General features: G+C 70.4%; 14 protein-coding genes and 1 riboswitch. Of the genes, 4 read left to right on the top strand and 10 right to left on the bottom strand.

Annotated elements, in window-relative coordinates; all coding sequences use genetic code 11:
- Window positions 1-340: 340 nt before the first annotated feature.
- Entirely contained in the window at window positions 341-2038 is a 1698-nt protein-coding gene (locus tag YWY_RS0110650) for a fatty acyl-AMP ligase (protein WP_028847584.1), read from the bottom strand.
- Between the two features lie 451 nt (window positions 2039-2489).
- Here YWY_RS0110650 and YWY_RS0110645 point away from each other — a divergent pair, with 451 nt between their 5' ends.
- Entirely contained in the window at window positions 2490-2771 is a 282-nt protein-coding gene (locus YWY_RS0110645) for an ArsR/SmtB family transcription factor (RefSeq protein WP_028847583.1), read from the top strand.
- Window positions 2768-3166 carry a VOC family protein gene (locus tag YWY_RS0110640; RefSeq protein ID WP_281168984.1) on the top strand — a complete coding sequence of 133 codons (399 nt, stop codon included), beginning with the start codon at window positions 2768-2770 and terminating at the stop codon, window positions 3164-3166. The genes YWY_RS0110645 and YWY_RS0110640 overlap by 4 nt, the downstream gene beginning before the upstream one ends.
- A gap of 563 nt (window positions 3167-3729) precedes the next feature.
- On the opposite strand, the gene YWY_RS0110630 is transcribed toward YWY_RS0110640, so the two are convergent.
- The 8 genes from YWY_RS0110630 to metG all read right to left on the bottom strand — a co-directional run bounded on the left by YWY_RS0110630 (window position 3730) and on the right by metG (window position 14375).
- Window positions 3730-4194 (bottom strand): protein-tyrosine phosphatase family protein, encoded by a 465-nt coding sequence (locus YWY_RS0110630; RefSeq protein WP_245566639.1) that lies wholly within the window; start codon window positions 4192-4194, stop codon window positions 3730-3732.
- Between the two features lie 58 nt (window positions 4195-4252).
- Window positions 4253-6013 carry an ABC-F family ATP-binding cassette domain-containing protein gene (locus YWY_RS0110625; RefSeq protein ID WP_028847580.1) on the bottom strand — a complete coding sequence of 587 codons (1761 nt, stop codon included), beginning with the start codon at window positions 6011-6013 and terminating at the stop codon, window positions 4253-4255.
- Window positions 6014-6041: 28 nt separating this feature from the next.
- Window positions 6042-6998, bottom strand: coding sequence for a 4-(cytidine 5'-diphospho)-2-C-methyl-D-erythritol kinase (locus tag YWY_RS0110620; RefSeq protein ID WP_211227543.1), 957 nt, complete (start codon window positions 6996-6998; stop codon window positions 6042-6044).
- A 217-nt stretch (window positions 6999-7215) separates the two neighbouring features.
- Entirely contained in the window at window positions 7216-8265 is a 1050-nt protein-coding gene (locus tag YWY_RS21445; protein ID WP_084609269.1) for an ATP-binding cassette domain-containing protein, read from the bottom strand.
- Between the two features lie 185 nt (window positions 8266-8450).
- Window positions 8451-8543: riboswitch (SAM riboswitch) on the bottom strand.
- A 519-nt stretch (window positions 8544-9062) separates the two neighbouring features.
- On the bottom strand, window positions 9063-9908 hold the full coding sequence (rsmA, locus tag YWY_RS0110610) for a 16S rRNA (adenine(1518)-N(6)/adenine(1519)-N(6))-dimethyltransferase RsmA (RefSeq protein ID WP_028847578.1): 846 nt from the start codon (window positions 9906-9908) through the stop codon (window positions 9063-9065).
- A gap of 96 nt (window positions 9909-10004) precedes the next feature.
- The gene (locus tag YWY_RS0110605) at window positions 10005-11531 is read right to left on the bottom strand and encodes a resuscitation-promoting factor (RefSeq protein ID WP_342665107.1); all 1527 of its coding nucleotides are present in this window, start codon (window positions 11529-11531) and stop codon (window positions 10005-10007) included.
- A 226-nt stretch (window positions 11532-11757) separates the two neighbouring features.
- Complete coding sequence (locus YWY_RS0110600; protein WP_028847576.1) at window positions 11758-12588, bottom strand: TatD family hydrolase; 831 nt, start codon at window positions 12586-12588, stop codon at window positions 11758-11760.
- Window positions 12585-14375: a methionine--tRNA ligase gene (metG, locus tag YWY_RS0110595; protein WP_028847575.1), complete on the bottom strand. Its 1791-nt coding sequence runs from the start codon at window positions 14373-14375 to the stop codon at window positions 12585-12587. Before metG ends, YWY_RS0110600 begins: the two co-directional genes overlap by 4 nt.
- Window positions 14376-14518: 143 nt before the next feature.
- On the opposite strand from metG, the gene YWY_RS21440 reads away from it, so the two are divergent.
- Together YWY_RS21440 and YWY_RS0110585 are read left to right on the top strand one after the other, a co-directional pair.
- A complete protein-coding gene (locus YWY_RS21440) occupies window positions 14519-15835 on the top strand; it encodes an aminodeoxychorismate synthase component I (RefSeq protein WP_051310245.1) in 1317 nt (438 codons plus the stop codon).
- Window positions 15836-15857: 22 nt separating this feature from the next.
- Entirely contained in the window at window positions 15858-17123 is a 1266-nt protein-coding gene (locus YWY_RS0110585; RefSeq protein ID WP_051310148.1) for an MFS transporter, read from the top strand.
- Here YWY_RS0110585 and rsmI read toward each other — a convergent pair.
- A complete protein-coding gene (gene rsmI, locus YWY_RS0110580; protein ID WP_038045000.1) occupies window positions 17120-17962 on the bottom strand; it encodes a 16S rRNA (cytidine(1402)-2'-O)-methyltransferase in 843 nt (280 codons plus the stop codon). The two genes, YWY_RS0110585 and rsmI, sit on opposite strands and share 4 nt — an antisense overlap.
- Window positions 17963-18067: the final 105 nt, after the last annotated feature.

Genomic DNA, 18067 nt, shown 5'->3' with positions numbered 1-18067 from the left:
CCCCCGGCAGATCAGGCGATACCACCGCGTTCACCCGGCCACACCACGCCAAGGCCACCACCCACACAGCCGAAAGCCGACTGCTACCCCGCCAAGCCGTCGAAATCGGCTGCATCCGTCCCGCCCGTCGACGCCGATATCGGCACCTGACCCAGCCGGCAGGTACCGAAGGCACCACCCAGCCGGACACGACCGCACCCACCTCACCGGCAAGACCGACATCGGACCGGCAAGACCAACATCGGCATTTCCCAAGCCAGCCGACGTCGTTGGCAGCGGACTCAGCCAACCACCGCCACAGCTCGCCCACCCTTGGCGCGGGAAGGCACCTTTCTTTCGCCTAGCCGGCCAATGCCGACGCTTCGTTGATCTCCTTGGCGAACTCGCTGGCCGTGGCCGCCCGCTTGACCTTGCCCGACGGGGTCTTGGGCAGGCTGCCCGGCGGCAGGACCACGACCGCGTACGGCCGGACGCCCACCGCGTCCGTCACCCGGCTGGTCACCGCCCGCGCGATCTCCTTCTCCTGGTCGGTGCCTGCCAGCCGCGACTCCAGCACGACGGCGTAGCGTTCCCGCCGCGTTCCGGCGTCGATCCGCACCGCGATGGCGTTGCCTGCGCGCACGCCGTCCACCGACTGCGCGGCACGCTCGATGTCCGTCGGGTAGATGTTGCGGCCGCCCATGATGATGACGTCCTTCTTCCGGCCGCAGATGACGATCTGCCCGCCTGCCAAGTAGCCGAGGTCGCCGGTCGGGAACCAGCCGTCGGCGTCACGCAGGTCCAGCGGCCCGTCGACGGTCAGATACCCCGGGGTGATCGACTCGCCGCGCAGCTGAATTTCACCGACGTGCCGCTCCGGCAACGGCTTGCCGGACTCGTCCACGATCCGCGCCTCGAGCCCGGGCAGTGGCGTGCCCAGCAGCGCGAACTGCCGCACCTCGTCGGTGCCCCGCCGCGGATCGCCCTCGGGCACCGGCACGGCGCGGTTGTCGTTCTCCAGCGCGTCGGCTTCCACCACGTCCACCTGCAGGCCGGTGAACAACGGCGCGAACGACACCGCGAGGGTGGCTTCGGCCATCCCGTCGGCGGCGAACACGCATCGCGGGTCGAGGCCGAACCGGGCACCGGCGTCGGTGAACGTGCGAACCGCCGTGGGGTCGATCGGCTCGGCGCCGTTGAGCGCGATCCGCAAGCTGGACAGGTCGTACTTGCCGTCCTCGGTCTCCCGGGCCAGGCGCTTGCCGACCACCGCGTAGGCGAAGTTCGGTGCTGCGGTGACCGTCGCCTTGTACCGGGAGATCAAGTCGATCCACAGCAGCGGACCGGCGAGGAACTCCGCCGGGGTGACCTTGACCAGCCGCACCCCGAACGTCATCGGCAGCGTGAGGAAGCCGACCATGCCCATGTCGTGGAAGGTCGGCAGCCAGGACACCAACACGTCGGTCTCCGGGTCGAGCTCGGCCCGTTCGACCATCGCCGTCATGTTCGCGATCAGGTTGCCGTGGGTGATCTTGACCGCTTTCGGATCGGCGGTCGAGCCGCTGGTCAGCTGCAGCAGCGCGAGATCATCCTCGCTCATCGGCACCGGTTCGGCCAGCGGCTCGCCGTGTTCCAGCAGCTCGCTGATCAGCACGTAACGGATGCCGTTCTGCTCCAGCACCGGCGCCAGCTGATCGAACGGGTCACCCAGCAGCACCAGGTGGGACCCGATCATGCGCAGCACCCGCACGGTGTCCGACGCCCACTCGGCCAGGTCGGTCCGCGGGGTCGGCTGGTGCAGCATCGTCACGCTGCCGCCGGCCAGCCACACGGCCTGCACGGTCGGCGCGATGACCACCGGCGCGGCAGCCAGCACCCCGACCGACTGCCCTGGCTTGAGACCCGCGGCCACCAGTCCCGCAGCGAAGCGCCGGGCCTGCTGGTGAATCTCGGCCCATGTCTGGTGCTTCGGCTCGTGCGGCTCACCGGTGACGATTCCGCGGCGCGATCCACCAGCCGACGTCGCGCTGGCGATCATCGTGTCGACGAACCTGCTCATACCGGAAACCTTACTGGCGAGTCGGTTGGCCTGGCCCGCCAGTATGGTCATCGACACCCCGCGGCAACCGCCGCTCACCTCGGCTTTTCCGCCACACGACGGCCAGTTCGGTGATTTTTGGTCGCGCGCCGACCGCGTGCTCCGTCGCTTCCCGAACACGGGCAGTGAGCCGCGCGGCCGCCGCGTCCGCTGCCCACCGCCTGAGCACCCGCCGGGGTTCTGCCGCGTTGGCCAGCCGGGCCTGCCGAGACGGTGACGGTGCAGCCACCTGCTTCTCCATGTCCTCTTGTCCGGGCTTTCCGCGACGTCGACCTCCAGGCCGGAGGCGCCGTCGTCGGCCGAACTGTGCTCGGTCGAGGCATCCGGGCGGCAGCATGCTCGACGTCCACCACCGCTCGATCGGGCGGACGGGGTTTACATGCAAGTAACTACTTGCATATCATCGGCGGAGATGGGAGACGTCTACAAGGCGCTGGCCGACCCGACCAGGCGATTGATCCTGGACGAGCTGGCCGAGCGGGACGGACAAAGCCTGTTCGAGCTGTGTGCCCGCCTGGCCACGCGGCACAACGTGACGTCGAGCAGGCAGGCGATCTCTCAGCACATCGCGGTGCTGAAGGAGGCGGGCCTGGTCAGCTCGCACCGTTCCGGACGCACCCGTGTGCATCACTTGCACACCGAACCACTTCGCGAGATCGTCGACCGCTGGCTGGCCGACCGGGAGGACCCATGAGCATCCGCATCAACCTGACGAGCGTGCTCGTCGACGACCAGGCCAAGGCCCTCGAGTTCTACACCAAGCAGCTCGGTTTCGTGCAGAAGCACGACGTTCCGATGGGCGAGTACCGGTGGCTGACCGTGGTCAGCCCGGACGAGCCGGACGGCACCGAACTGCTGCTGGAACCGGACCAGCACCCGGCGGCGAAAGCGTACAAGGAGGCGCTGGTCACCGACGGGATCCCGGCGGCGTCGTTCGCGGTGGACGACGTGCGGGCCGCGCACGCGGAACTGCTGGCCAAAGGGGTCCGGTTCATCCAGGAGCCGACCGAGATGGGCCCGGTGGTCACCGCGGTGCTGGACGACACCTGCGGCAACCTGATCCAGCTCACCAGCCCCGCTGCCGGCTGACCAGGAGCTTCCGGCGCCAGCCGGGATCGTCGGCGGCCAAACCTGCCTTTGGGCGCGCTCTCGACCGCCGGTCAGCCGGCCCCGAGGCTTGGGCATGCACTCCGGCGCCATCCGGGCACGAACCCAAGCGCCTGCCAGCCGAGCCCCGGCACCAACCGAAACACGGGCCAACTCGATCGCCAGCCACCCGAGGCCGCACCGGACACAAACTCATCCCCTCATCACCGGGGGAGTCCATGAAACCCAGCCGCGCCCAACACCACCCAGAGCACCAGCCGGATCGCCGAGTGCACCACCGACAGCGGGCGCAGCGGCCACACCGAGCACTCGCCCCGACCACGCGAGCGCCCGCTGATCTTCACCACCCCATCACCTGCACCAAGTTCAATCGAAACCCGCACCGGCCCCACCCGGCCTCTGGTAACCGGAACCTTGGGTTCCGGCGGCATGCACATCGCTGAGCGCTGACCCACAGCGGTCGGCCCACCCTGCACCACGGTCAATTCCGTCCGTCGGCACACGGCTGCCGGCGCTGTCGCGCATTCTCAAAACCACGTCGCGGACTAGTCGCGGCGTCCCCCGGCGCCAACCGGATCAGCGGCAACCCAGGCACGCTGCCAACGCGTCTCCACCGCACGAGGGTGGTAGCGCGCCCGCACCCACGCGACAGCCTCCGCGGCGGGAACACCACTCAACGTGGCCAGGATCGCCAATGCCGCCCCGGTACGGCCGACCCCGGCGCCACAGGCGATCTCGACACGTTCCTCCGGAGCACGCGCATGTGCTTCACGGAGCGCGTCGACGGCATCGGCGCGGTCGCGGGGAAGCCGGAAGTCGCCCCACTGAACCCACCGGTTCGGCCAGGCGGTGATGCCCGGATCGCGCCCCAGCAGGTAGACCGCGAATTCCGGCGCCGGAACGTCGCCACGCGGCCGCTTGACGCCCGTCCCGCGCACCTTGCGTCCGTCCGGAAGCCGGATCACTCCCGGCTCGTCGTCCCAGTGACCCAGCTCCCCCTCCTCGTCCACCACCGGCGTGCAGCAGCGATCAGCAACGAGCCGAACTCGCCCGCACGACCCGTCCGGACTATTCAAGACCTTCGGCCAGCTCCAGCCAGCGCTGCTCCACCGACTCCTTCTCCGCCAGCACGCTCTTCAGTTCCGCGTCGAGCTCGAGCAGGCGATCCGGATCCGTAGCCGCTTCCGCCAGCGCGGCGTGCAGGCTCTTCTCCTTCTCCTGCAGGGTGTCGAGCTTGCGCTCCAGGCGCGCCAGCTCCTTGCGCGCCGCCCGCTCCTCGGCCGCTCGCGATGGCGTCTTGGCGGCCTCCCGCTGGGGCGGTTTCCGCTCCGCCAGCGCGTCACGCCGCCGCGCCAGGTACTGCTCGATCCCGCCCGGCACGTTGGTCACCGCGCCGTCCCCGTACAGCGCGACCACCGTGTCGCACACCCGCTCGATGAGATAGCGGTCGTGGGACACCACGATGAGGCTGCCCGCCCAGTCGTCGAGCAGATCCTCGAGCTGCTGCAGGGTGTCGATGTCCAGATCGTTGGTCGGCTCGTCGAGCAGCAACACGTTCGGCTCGGCCATCAACAACCGGCACAACTGCAACCGACGGCGCTCGCCGCCGGACAACTCCTCGACGGGCGTCCACTGCCGCGCCGGCGGGAACCCGAGCCGCTCGGCGAGCTGGGACGCGGTCAGCTCGCGCTTGCCCAGCACGATGCGGCGGGCGACCTCCTCCAGCGCTTCGATCACCCGCAACTGGCCCGGCAGGTCGTCCAGTTCCTGCCGCAGCCAGGCCAGTCGCACGGTCTTGCCGCGCACCACGCGGCCCGATTCCGGCAGCAGGTCCCCGGCAAGCACCCTGAGCACCGACGTCTTGCCCGACCCGTTCACCCCGACCAGGCCGATCCGGTCGCCCGGCCCGATCCGCCAGGTGACGTCGTCCAGCAGCCGCCGGGAGCCCAGCGTCAGCGACACGCCCTCCAGCTCCAGCACCGTCTTGCCGAGCCGGCGCTTGGCGAACGCCTGCAGCTCCACCGTGTCGCGCGGCGGCGGGACGTCCGCGATCAGCGCCTCGGCGGCCTCGATCCGGAACCGCGGCTTCGACGTGCGCGCCGGCGGTCCCCGGCGCAACCAGGCGAGTTCCTTCCGAACCAGGTTCAGCCGCTTCTCCTCCGCGGCAGCGGCCAGCCGCGCGCGTTCGGCCCGCGCGAAGATCCAGTCCGAATAGCCACCCTCGTACTGTTCGACCCGCCCGTCGACGACTTCCCAGGTGCGCTCGCACACGGTGTCCAAGAACCACCGGTCGTGCGTGACCACCACCAGGGCGACGCGGCGAGCCACCAGGTGATCGGCCAGCCACTGAATGCCCTCGACGTCCAGGTGGTTGGTCGGTTCGTCGAGGACGACCAGGTCCAGCTCGCCCACCAGCGCGGCTGCCAGCGCGACCCGCCGCCGCTGCCCACCGGACAGCGTGCCGGCCGGCGTGTCCCAGCCAAAGGCAGCGATGCCCAGCCCGTCGACGATGCTGCGCACCCGCGGATCGGCCGCCCACTCGTGATCGGCGGCGAAGTCCTTCAGCACGACGTCCCGGACCGTGGCGTCCGGATCCAGTTCGCTGCGCTGGGTCACCACCGCCATGCGCAGGTCGCGCGCCCGGCTGACCCGGCCGGCATCCGGCGGTTCGAGCCCGGCCATCACCTCCAGCAGCGTCGTCTTCCCGCTGCCGTTCAGGCCGACCACGCCGATGCGCTCCCCGGCGTGGACGCCGAGCGAGACGCCGTCCAGCAGCACACGCTCGCCGAACGCCTTGCTGACTGACTCCAGGTTGATCAGGTTGCTCACGCGCGAACCTCGGGCTCGGTCACCTGCTTCACGCATGCACCTCGGGCGGGGTCGGTTTGCTCGGCTCGCCGGCGCTGACCACGCGCGCACCCGGCACCGGGCCCTGTGCCACGCGCACCGTGCGGCAGACCCCGGCCCCGGCCAGCTCCGCCGCCACTTCCACCGCGGCATCGGCGTCGCTGCACAGGAATGCGCACGTCGGGCCGGACCCGGACACGATACCGGCCAGTGCCCCCGCGTCCACGCCGGCTCGCAACGTGCGCCGCAGCGACGGCCGCAACGACACCGCGGCCGCTTGCAAGTCGTTGCCCAGCAGCAACCCCACCTGCCGGGGGTCACCGGACGCCAGCGCCTCCAGCAACGGCTGGTGGGAGCCGATCCGTGGCGGGTCCCCTTCGGATCTGAGCCGGTCGAGTTCGTCGTAGACGCGCGGCGTGGACAGGCCGCGGTTGCCGAACGCCAGCACCCAGTGGTACGTGTGCCTGCCCAGGACCGGTACCAGCTGTTCGCCCCGGCCCGTGCCCAGCGCGGTACCGCCGGACAGCGCGAACGGCACGTCGCTGCCGATGCGCGCGCCGATCTTCATCAGCTCCTCGCGGCTGATCTCCAGCCGCCACAGCGCGGCCAAGCCCACCAGCGCCGCGGCGGCATCGGCGCTGCCGCCTGCCATGCCGCCCGCCACCGGGATGCCCTTGTTGATGAGCACCCGCACCTTGGTCTCGTCTTCGGACCGGCCGACGTGCGCAGCCAGCTCGCGCACCGCTCGCCAGGCGAGGTTGTTCGCGCCCCGTGGCACGTCGTCCGCGCCTTCGCCGGTGACGTCGATGCCCGGCTCCTCCCCCGCCGCGACGGTGACCTCGTCGGTCAGCGACAGCGCCTGGAAGACCGACGTCAGCTCGTGATACCCGTCGGGTCGCTTGTCGCCGACCGACAGGTGCAGGTTGATCTTCGCCGGCACTCGCACGGTGACCGGGGGAGGTACCACGGCAAGCACGAACCTCAGCCTACGCCTGCACCATCCGGCCGCCCCAGCGTGTGTCCTGCCCACGCGCCACGGGCGACAGTCGTGAGCATCCCGGGTTGTGCGGTGACCACGGTGTCCTGCCCACGCGCCACGGGCGACAGTGCCGTGCTGACCCGTGCCGTGCTGGCCACCGATCCGCATCGCCGCGCAGCAGACACAGGCCTGCCCGGCGAAGAACTCACGCGGCGGTCTGCAGCAGCTGCTCGACCACCTCGTGACGTGCCGGGGCCGCCGGGGCCGGAGCGGTCGTGTGCACGGCGACCAGGCCGCCGTGGTCGCGAATCCACGCCAGCGCCTGGTCCGCCCGGTCGCCTTGCACGCCGATGCGGTAGCGGGCCACCGGGGTCTCGACCACGCGCGTCATGCCACCGCTGATGGTGGCGATCTGCACGTCGTTGCGGTCTGCGGCCGCGGGCAGCAGCGTGTTCACCGTGGCGTGCCCGACCAGCAGCACGTCCGCCACGGCGTCGAACTCCCGCGCCACCTGCGGGGCCGACGTCACCTTCGGCAGCAAGGCGTGGGCCGTGTAGCTGGACTGGTCGGTCAGCAGCGACAGCACCGTGCCCGCCTCAAGCAGGCGCCCGTCGGCGAGCAGCGCGACACCGTCGCACAGCTTGCGCACCACGGCCGCCTGCCTCGTCGCCAGGACCACGGTGATGCCCAGTTCGGCACGCGCCCGGTCGATGGCGGCAAGCACACCCGCGGCCTGCTCGACGTCGAGGCCTGCCGTCGGCTCGTCGATCAGCAGCACCGACGGCTGCGCGGCCAGTGCGCGGGCCAGCACCACCCGGCGCCGCTGCCCCTCGTTGAGCTCGCTCGGCGCGCTGATCGCCGCGCGACTCAGCCCCACCAGGTCCAGCAGCTCGGCGACGCGAATCCGGCGGGCGGCACCGTCCAGGCCCAGCTGCTCCAGCGGCAGCGCCACATTGCCCGCCACGGTGCGCTCCGCGCGCAACGTGTAGTCGTCGACCAAGGTGAACTGGGTCCGCAGGTCACGCAGCTTGCGGCCGGTCAGCGCACCGGTGTCCAGGTCGTCGACCAGAATCCGGCCTGCCTCCGGCGCCTCGCGCAGCGCCAGCAGCCGCAGCAACGTGGTCTTGCCCGCGCCTGCCGGGCCGAGCAACCCGAAAATCGCGCCGGACGGGATCTCGAATGTCACGTCACGCAGGGCGGACGGCGGATGTTCGCGGGAAGGGATGGTCTTGGTGATCGTGTCGATGATGATCAAGTCGGTCTCCTGAAAGCCGCGCAACCCAACGCACACCGCTTCCGCGCATGCGAAACGGATTGCGAAAAGGGAATCGAGGACGAACGGGTGGCAGGGTCGTCAGCGGCAACAAGCACAGACCGTGCGCTTGCACTGATCGACGACGCGACGCTTGGTCAGCAACAGAGACCGAAACATGCCAAACTCCTCCATCGGTCCTGGCGTTAGCACCTGCCCACCGAGGTGGGTGGTTGCTGCGACGTCATCGAGCCAGGTCTCTCGGCCGCTCGGGATGGATGCCCTTGCATTACAGCCGATGGCGTTCGTCATTGGCAACACCGGCCGATCCGTTCTTGTTCCACATCACACGGATCGCCGCGTCAGCGGACGCCGATCTTGACGCAGCGTCGCCCGATTTCCGCGGCACAACGGCCAGGTGAGTGAAGTTCGACGAGGTGATCCGATTGCACCCGGTAACAGGACGATTTCGCCTGGTCAGCGCAAAAAGCGAGCTCCGTTTCGGCGGCCGCGCCGGTAATTCAACCGAAAGTATGAGCCGCGGGTGCCCGGCGACCGAGCGATCGGCCAGCTCGTGCGCGCCCGTTCCGCACCCGCCGGCGGCAACCCTGCCCCTGCGGTCCGCACCCGCTGCCCGTGTGACCGGCCACCGTCGATACCCGCTGTCGCTGACCGGCAGGCATGCCCGCGGCCGCTGACCGGCAGGGACCGGCCCCGCGCAGGGTCGGTGCTTGCTCCTGGCGCAGCCCGACCCCGCGTCCCGACCTACCGGCCCCGCGCAGGATCGGTGCCTGTCCCGGCTACCCACGCACCGCAACCAGGCGAGCAAAATCCGCCACGGCCAGCTGCTCCCCTCGAGCAGCCGGATCGATGTCCGCGGCCCGCAGCAGCTTCTCCGCCTGCTGTGCCGACCCCGCCCATCCGGCCAGCGCGGCACGAAGTGTCTTGCGCCGCTGCGCGAAAGCCGCATCCACCACGGCGAACACCTCGTCGGCAGGCACCTGCGCGGGCGGCTCGCCGCGCTGGAAGGCCACCAGCGCCGAGTCCACGTTGGGCACTGGCCAGAACACCGCTCGCGGCACCGCAGCCACCTTCTTCGCCGTGCCGTACCAGGCCAGCTTCACGCTGGGGACGCCGTAGCTGCGACTGCCTGGTCCTGCCGCCATGCGATCCGCCACCTCGGTCTGCACCATCACCAGCGCCGTCCGCAGCGAAGGAAGTTCGCCGAGCAGGTGCAGCACGACCGGCACCGCCACGTTGTAGGGCAGATTCGCCACCAACGCGTTCGGCGCCTCAGGGAGATCGCTCGCGGCAAGACGCAACGCGTCCGCGGTCAGCACATGCAGGCGGTCCGCTGCGCCACCGGCGCGCTCGGCGACCGTCGTGGGCAGGCGCTGCGCCAGTGCCGGGTCGACCTCCACGGCATGCACTCGCGCTCCGACTGCGAGCAGCCCAAGCGTCAGTGAACCGAGCCCCGGCCCGACCTCCAGCACCACGTCGCCGGAGCCGACGCCGGACAGCTGCACGATGCGCCGCACCGTGTTGGCGTCGTGCACGAAGTTCTGGCCGAGCTTCTTGGTCGGCCGCAGCCCGATCTCGTCGGCCAGCCTGCGGATGTCTGCCGGTCCGAGGAGCGCAACGGTCACCCGCGCAGCCTAATCGGCCGGAGGCAGCAGGCCTGCTGGGGCATCGGCACCGTACGCCGGAGAGCACGGCAGGACGCCCGGCATGCGGCCGGACGGTCAGCGCGGCAGGCCCAGCTTCGCCGAGCAGTGCGGCCAGGCGCCGTAACCACCGTTGGCGTCGCGCAGCTTGGTCGCCACCGCGATCTGCTGCTCCCGGGTGGCCTGGTGCGGGTACTCCGCGTAGGCACCGCCGCCGTAGGCGTCCCAGGTGCCCTTGTTGAACTGCAGGCCGCCGTAGTAGCCGTTGCCGGTGTTGATCGTCCAGTTGCCGCCGGATTCGCACTGGGCCAGCCGATCCCAGACGCTCGCGTCGTCGATCTTGGTGCCGACCCTGACCACCCGCTCCTTGGCTTCGCGCAGGATCTTCTTGTCGATCTCCTTGCGGGCGATCTCCACGTTGTTCTTCTTGGTCACCTTGTAGGTGACCAGGGCGAGGCCTGCCCTGCCCTCCTCGACGACCTTGGTCTTGCCCGCCTCGAGCGTGTTGTCCTTGATCTCCTTGACCGGCGGCTCGATCGGCTCCTTGACCTGGATGGTGAACGTGCCGGTGCGGGTGATGTAGACCGACGAGCCGTCTTTGAGCTTGCGGCTCAGGCCGTCCTCGACCTTGTCCTTCGGGCCGAGCTTGATGCCCTTGGCCTTGAGGAACTCCTCGACGGTGACCGCGTGCGTCTGCACGGTCTGCGGCTTCTCGCCACCGTCGACGAGCTTGATCTTCTTCAGGGTCTTGATCTCCAGGATCATGCCCTTCAACGGCACGTCGCCGTCCTGCGGCGCGGAGATCCACGCACCCTGCGCGACCAGGTTGCTCTTGCCCAGCTGCACCAGGGCGTCGCGCACCTTGGTGGCGCGCACCCAGGTCTGCTGCTGCTCACCGTCCTGGATGACCGTCAGCAGACGGCCCCGTTCCAGCTTGATGACCCCGTTGTCGCCGATCTCGGCGTGCGGGGCCAGCGACAGCGCGTCATGCGGGCCGACCTTGATGCCCGCGTCCTCCAGCACGTCGCCGACCGTGGTGCCGAACGTGCTGACGACGCGCTCTTTGCCGTCGATGTTGATCGTGACGCTCTTGTTCATCGCCAGCGCCACGCCACCGCCGGCCAGCGACATCAGCACCGCCATCACCGCGCCCTTGAGGAAGCGATGCTTCCACTTCTGGGCGGGGGTGACCTTTTGCTGCTCCGGCTGCTCGGCCGCCTGCTCCGCATCGGAAGCGGCGTCGACCTCCTCGATCGGCGGCAGCAGGGTGGTCTCGGCGTTGATCAGCCGGATCAGCTCGTCGACGTCGATGTCCAGGGTGCGCAGCATCTCGCCGGCCTGCGGGCCGAGCGTGGCGTACACGTCCTGCTCGGTGATCGACGGTTCCGGGGAGAACAGCGAGCTGTCCAGCTCACGCTCCAGCTCGGCCAGGCAAGCCGCCTCGTCGAAGCCGGCGAAGCCGGGCTTGCCGGGCTGGCTGCCGTAGTAACCGTGGCCGTACGGCTGCCCGGACTGGCCGGGCGACGGCCGCTCGGCGAGCGCTGTGCGCGACGCTACTGCGATGTTCGACGTACGCGGGCCGGGGCGCCACTCATCGTCGGTCACGGGGTACTGCCCTTTCGGGGTAAGGGTCTTGCTCAGCCGGTGCGAGCCACTCCGGGGGAAAAGCGACCCGCGCCGGTGGAGGTCACGTCGGCGTGTCCTCCGAGAGTCGTACGGTCACGGGACAATAACGGACGCAACCTCCGAGTGCAAACACCCCTCGGAGTAATAGGCGCTTTTCACACCCACTCGACTGGAGCAGTCTGCCCGAACCGACATCACACATTGTTCATCTGGCCGTGACCGAACGGAGTCGGAACACCCGCTCGGCCGCGTCCGTGGTCGCGGCGGCCAGCTCGGCCAGATCGTCCCCGCGCAGCTCGGCGAGGCCGCGCAGGGTGTAGGCGACGCAGTACGGTTCGTTGGGCCTACCTCGGAAAGGATGCGGCGTCAGGAACGGCGCGTCCGTCTCCACCACGAATTGGCCGAGCGGAGCCAGCTTCGCCGCGTCCCGGAGCGCTCCCGCGTTGCGGAAGGTCACCGGTCCGGCGAACGAGAGCACGTAGCCGGCGTCCAGACACCGGCGCGCGACATCTTCGTCACCGGAGAAGCAGTGGAAGATCACCGTTTCGGGTGGGCCTTCCTCGGCAAGGATCCGCAGCACGTCGTCGTGTGCCTCGCGGTCGTGGATCATCAGCGGCTTGCCGATCCGCTTGGCCAGGTCGATGTGCCAGCGGAACGCCTCCTGCTGGGCGCGCGGCGGCGAGAAGTCCCAGTAGTAGTCCAGGCCGGTCTCGCCGACGGCGACCACCCTCGGATGCTTGGCGAGGCGTTCGATCTCGGCCTGCTCCTTCTCCCCGAACGTGCTGGTGCGGGTCGGGTGGATGGCGACGGCCGCATACAGCCGGTCGTCCCAGGTGGCCGCCTCGACCGCCCACCGCGCCGAGGCCAGGTCGTCCGCGACGGTCACCGCGCGAGTCACCCCGGCCGCCTCGGCGCGGCCGAGCATGTCGGTCACGTCGTCGGCCGTCCTCGCCCCGCAGGCGTCCAGGTGGGTGTGTGCGTCCACGGCCGGAACGGGCAGCCGCTCCGGCAGCGGTGGGCGTTCGGTCCGGCTCACTTGATCGGCGCGAAGTCCGGCCCGGTCTCCGCCAGCTTCGGGTCGAGCTTGGCGAACAGCGGCTTGGGCTTGCTCAGCGGGCGGCCCACCTCGATCGGCCGGGACTCCCAGCGCGCCTGCTCGGCGCCGTAGTCACCGGTGATGATCGGGTTGATCTTGCCGGGCACGTCCAGGTCCTCCACCTCGCGGACCTCGGGCTGGGCCGCCCACACGCCGGTGCCGCCCAGCGCCTCGTGCACCTTCTGCGCCGCGTGCGGCAGGAACGGCGTGAGCAGGGTGTTGGCGTCCTGAACCACCTGCAGTGCGGTGTGCAGCACGGTGTCCCGTCGCTCCGGGTCGTCCCCGAGCTTCCACGGCTGCTGCTCGGACAGATACTTGTTGGCCGCCGAGACCACCCGCATCGCCTCGGAGATGCCCGCCCGGAAGCGCGAGCGGGCCAGCGCATCGCCCACGGTGTCGAACGCCGCGCGGGCCTGAGCCTTGAGCTGCTCGTCGGCCTCGGTCGGCGTGCCGGGGCGCGGGATGGCGCCGTTGTTCTTGTACGCCATGGACAGCGCCCGGTTGACCAGGTTGCCCCACTCGTTGGCCAGCTCGAAGTTCACCCGGCGGACGAACTCCTCCCAGGTGAAGTCCACGTCCTGGGTCTCCGGCCCGGCCGCGGAGATGAAGTACCGCAGCGTGTCCGGCCCGAACTCGGCGAGGAATTCGTGCAGGTAGATGACCGTGCCGCGGGAGGTGGAGAACTTCGACCCGCTCATCGTCAGGTACTCCGACGACGCGATCTCGGTGGGCAGGTTCAGCTCGCCGAACGGGCCGGGCGTGCCGCCCTTGTCGCCTGCGCCGTTGTGGCCGAGCAGCAGCGCGGGCCAGATCTGGGCGTGGAAGGTGATGTTGTCCTTGCCCATGAAGTACACGCACTGCGCGGCCGGGTCGTTCCACCAGGCCCGCCAGGCCTCCGGGTCGCCGCTGCGGCGTGCCCACTCCACCGAAGCGGAGAAGTACCCGATCACCGCGTCGAACCACACGTAGAAGCGCTTGAGGGGCTGGTCGCGCCACCCGTCCAGCGGGATCCGCACCCCCCAGTCCAGGTCGCGGGTGATCGGCCGGGGCCGCATGTCGTCGATCAGGTTGCGAGTGAAGTTGACGACGTTGGGCCGCCAGTCGGTCTTGCCTGCCAGCCACTTGCCCAGCGTCTCGGTGAACGCGGGCAGGTCCAGGAACAGGTGCTCGGTCTCGATGAACTCGGGCTTCTCACCGTTGATCCGGCTTCTCGGGTTGATCAGTTCCGCCGCGTCCAGCTGGTTGCCGCAGTTGTCGCACTGGTCGCCGCGCGCGCCGTCGTAACCGCAGATCGGGCAGGTGCCCTCGACGTAGCGGTCGGGCAGCGTGCGGCCGGTGGACGGGCTGATCGCCCCGCGCGTGCGCTGCGGGATGACGTAGCCGTTGCGGTGCATCGCCAGGAACAGCTCCTGCACCACCTTGGCGTGATTGCCCGTCGTGGTCCTGGTGTAGAGGTCGTAGGTCACGCCGAGGCCTTGCAGGTCGTCGACGATGATCCGGTGGTACTTGTCGACGGTCTGCTGCGGGGTGAGCCCTTCCTTTTCCGCCTGCACCAGGATGGGCGTGCCGTGCTCGTCGGAGCCGGAGACCATCAGCACCCGATTGCCCGCCATTCGCTGGTATCGCGCGAACACGTCGGAAGGAACGCCGATACCGGAGACATGGCCAATGTGGCGGGGGCCGTTGGCATAGGGCCAGGCCACCGCGGTCAGGATCGGGGTGCTCATGTTTGTCTAGCCTACGGGTCGGCGAGAAACGAGTTCGCACTGGTCAGCGTCCATCGCGCCGGGGGCCGCGCCGGGTGCAGGCGGGCCCGCCCGAGGCAATTCCGGTCTTCTCCGCCGACCGTGCCGCGCTGCAGTATGAGGCGGTGCGGCTGGATTGCGTTCGGCTCGATGTCTCCGCTTCCGTGGACCAGGTCGTGGCGTTGCTCGACGCCAGGGCCCGGCGCCGCGGCCTGCCCCCTCCGGCGGCGCTGACCGGCGTCTGGTTCGGTTCGCGGGCGGTGCTGGCTCCCTCGGTGCGGCTTGCACCAGCCGGTTCGCACGATGCGTACGAGGTCCCGGCCCGCGTCCCGCACGTCGCTCCGGCGAGGGAAAAAGGCGCGGTCGGCGGGGGCTGGCTCGGCTATCTTGGCTATGATCTCGCGGCCCCGCCGGGAGCTCGGGGAAGGCTCCCGGCGGCGGCCTGGGGGTGGGCCGACCACGTCCTGCGGCTGGACGCCGACGGCTGCTGGTGGCTGGAATCCCTCGGCCGAGACGACACGGCCGAACTCGCCGCGGAATTCACCGCCCTGCTCACCGGGCCGGCCCCGGCGCCGACCGGCTGGACCCCAGCCGTGCTGCGGCGCCCGGATGAAGCCACGCACGCCAAGGCGGTGCGCGCGTGCCTGGAAGCGATCAGCGCGGGCGAGCTGTATCAGGCGAACATTTGCACCCGGTTCACCGGCACGTTCGACGGACGGCCCGCGGAACTCTTCGCCGCCGGGGTGACCGCGCTGCGGCCACGGCGGGCCGCCCTGCTGTCCGGGGACTGGGGTGCGGTCGTCTCGCTGTCCCCGGAACTGTTCCTGTCCCGGCGCGGCCGCACCGTGCACTCGACCCCGATCAAGGGCACCTTGCCCAGGCGCGGCCCCGCCGACGACGCCAACGCCGGGAAGCTGCGCCGGTCGGTCAAGGACGTCGCGGAGAACGTGATGATCACCGACCTGGTGCGCAACGACCTGGGGCGGGTCGCCGTGGTCGGCTCGGTCACCGTGCCGGAGCTGCTGCGGGTCCGCCCGGCTCCCGGGGTCTGGCACCTCGAGTCGACCGTGCGTGCCACGGTGCGCGAGGGCTGCACCGACGCCGATCTGCTGCGTGCGGCGTTCCCGCCCGGATCGGTCACCGGGGCACCGAAGCTCCGCGCGCTCGAGGTGATCGCCGACCTCGAGATCGCCCCGCGCGGGGTCTACTGCGGCGCCGTCGGCATGGTCTCCCCGGTGGCCGGGCTCGAGCTCAACGTCGCCATCCGCACCTTCGAGCTGTGCTCGGGGGTGGTCGAGCTCGGCGTCGGCGGCGGTATCACCGCGTCGTCGGACCCGGAGCTGGAGTGGCAGGAGTGTCTGCACAAGGCCGCGCCGCTGGAGTCCGTTCTGGCCCGGGATGCCGGGAATTTCGGTTGCGGACCCGATGTTGGCTTCGGTTAGCGTTGCTAACCAAGGAGGGTCAGTGTCGACGACAACGCAACCGCAGCTCGGCTACCGGGCGCTGCCACGCGAAGTGTGGGTGCTGGTCTCCGCGAACGTGCTGATCGCCGCCGGGTTCGGATTGGTTGCGCCGGCCATCCCGGTCTTCGCCAAGAGCTTCGACGTCGGCATCTCGGCCGCTTCGCTGGTGGTCAGCGCCTTCGCGGGCGCGCGCCTGGTGTTCGCCCCGGCCACCGGCCCGCTCATCACCAAGCTGGGCGAGCGCAAGGTCTACCTGTGGGGCCTGATCATCGTGGCGGTCTCTACCGGCGCCGCCGGATTCGCCCAGACCTACACCCAGCTGGTCGTCTTCCGCGGGCTGGGCGGCATCGGGTCGACCATGTTCACCGTCTCCGCGGTCGCGCTGCTGATCCACCTGACCCCGCCGCCGCTGCGCGGCCGGGCATCGGGCCTGTTCGGGGCCGGTTTCCTCACCGGGAACGTGGTCGGGCCGCTGGGCGGCAGCGGGCTGATGACGATCTCGCTGCGTGCGCCGTTCCTGATCTACGCGGCGCTGTTGGTGGTGGCCACGTTCCTGGTCTGGCTGTTGCTGCGGAAGTCGACGCTGATCGGCAGGGTCGACGCGGAGACCGCCCCGGCGGTCACCATCGGCCAGGCCCTGCGCAACCACGCCTACCGGGCGTCCCTGCTGACCAACTTCGCGTTCGGCTGGTTCGTCTTCGGCGTCCGGGTGGCGCTGCTGCCGCTGTTCATCGTCCAGGTGCTGCACGAAAGGGAAGAGCTGTCCGGGATCGCCTTCGGCGTCTACGCGGCGGTGAACGTGCTCGCGCTGCTGCCCACCGGGCGGCTGGCCGACCGGATCGGGCGCAAGCCGCTGATCCTGGCCGGCCTGGTGGTCGCGAGCGCGGGCACCGTGTGGCTCGGGCTGACCACCTCGGTGGTGGAGATGCTGCTGGCCAGCGCGGTGGCCGGGATCGGAACCGGCGTGCTCACCCCGCCGAACCAGGCCGCGGTCGCCGACATCGTGGGCTCCAAGGGCCGCGGCGGGCCGGTGCTGGCCACGTTCCAGATGGCCGCCGACGTCGGCGCCATCATCGGGCCGTACGTGGCCGGGCTGATCGCCGAAGGCAGTACCTACGGGTGGGCGTTCGGGCTGACCGGCGCCCTGACGTTGCTGGCCGCCGTGGTGTGGTTGCCCGCGCCCGAGACGCTGCCACGTGATCCCGAAGAGCCGCACCACCCGACTCCCGAGCAGGCCTGCGAACTGGAGGCCCAGGAGGCGCGCTAGCCGCCCGCCCGCTTCCGTGCGGCGAGCACCGCGTTGTAGAGGTCACGTGCGGAGACACCGGCACGCTGGGCCACCGAGGCGACCACGTCCTTCAGCCGCTGTCCGCCCGCGGCCTCGGCCTCGACGCGGGACACCAGCTCCTCGACCGTGACGAGCGTCTTTTCGGCCGGCGCCAGCACCACGGTGATCTCGCCCTTGACGCCTTCCGCGGCCCATTCGGCCAGTTCGGCGAGCGTGCCGCGCCGGACCTCCTCGTATCGCTTGGTGAGCTCCCGGCACACCGCAGCGCGCCGGCCGCCGCCCAGCACCGCCACGGCTTCGGCCAGCGTGCGGGCAAGCCGGTGCGGGGCTTCGAAGAACACCGCCGTGCGGGGCTCGTCGGCCAGCGCCGTGAGGAAGGCCCGGCGGGCTCCTTCCTTGCGCGGCACGAAGCCTTCGAAGCAGAACCGGTCGGCGGGCAGACCGGACAGCGCCAGCGCCGTGGTCACCGCGGACGGCCCGGGCAGGCACGTCATCGGCAGTCCCGCCTGCACACAGGCGTCGACCAGGGAAAACCCGGGATCGGAGACGCTCGGCATGCCCGCGTCGGTGACCAGCAGGACCGTCTCGCCGGCGCGGACGGCATCCACCAGTGCGGGGACCTTCGCCTGCTCGACCGCGTCGTAGAAGCTGACCATGCGCCCGGACGGCCGGATGCCGAGCGCAGCGGCCAGCGCACGGGTGCGGCGGGTGTCCTCGGCGGCGATCACGTCGGCGGTGGCCAGCGCTTCCTTAAGACGGTCCGAGGCGTCCCGGCTGTCCCCGAGCGGGGTCGCGGCGAGCAGCAAGACTCCAGTCACCCGGCGATCCTAAATCGGCCGCGCCCGCCGAACCGGGGTGTCGGGCCGCCGCCAGCCGCTGTGGCGCCGATCCAACGGCACACGGCCCTCACGTTCCTGGACCTA

The organism is Thermocrispum agreste DSM 44070, from assembly GCF_000427905.1.
GTDB lineage: Bacteria > Actinomycetota > Actinomycetes > Mycobacteriales > Pseudonocardiaceae > Thermocrispum > Thermocrispum agreste.
This window is presented reverse-complemented; position numbering and strand designations above follow the sequence as displayed.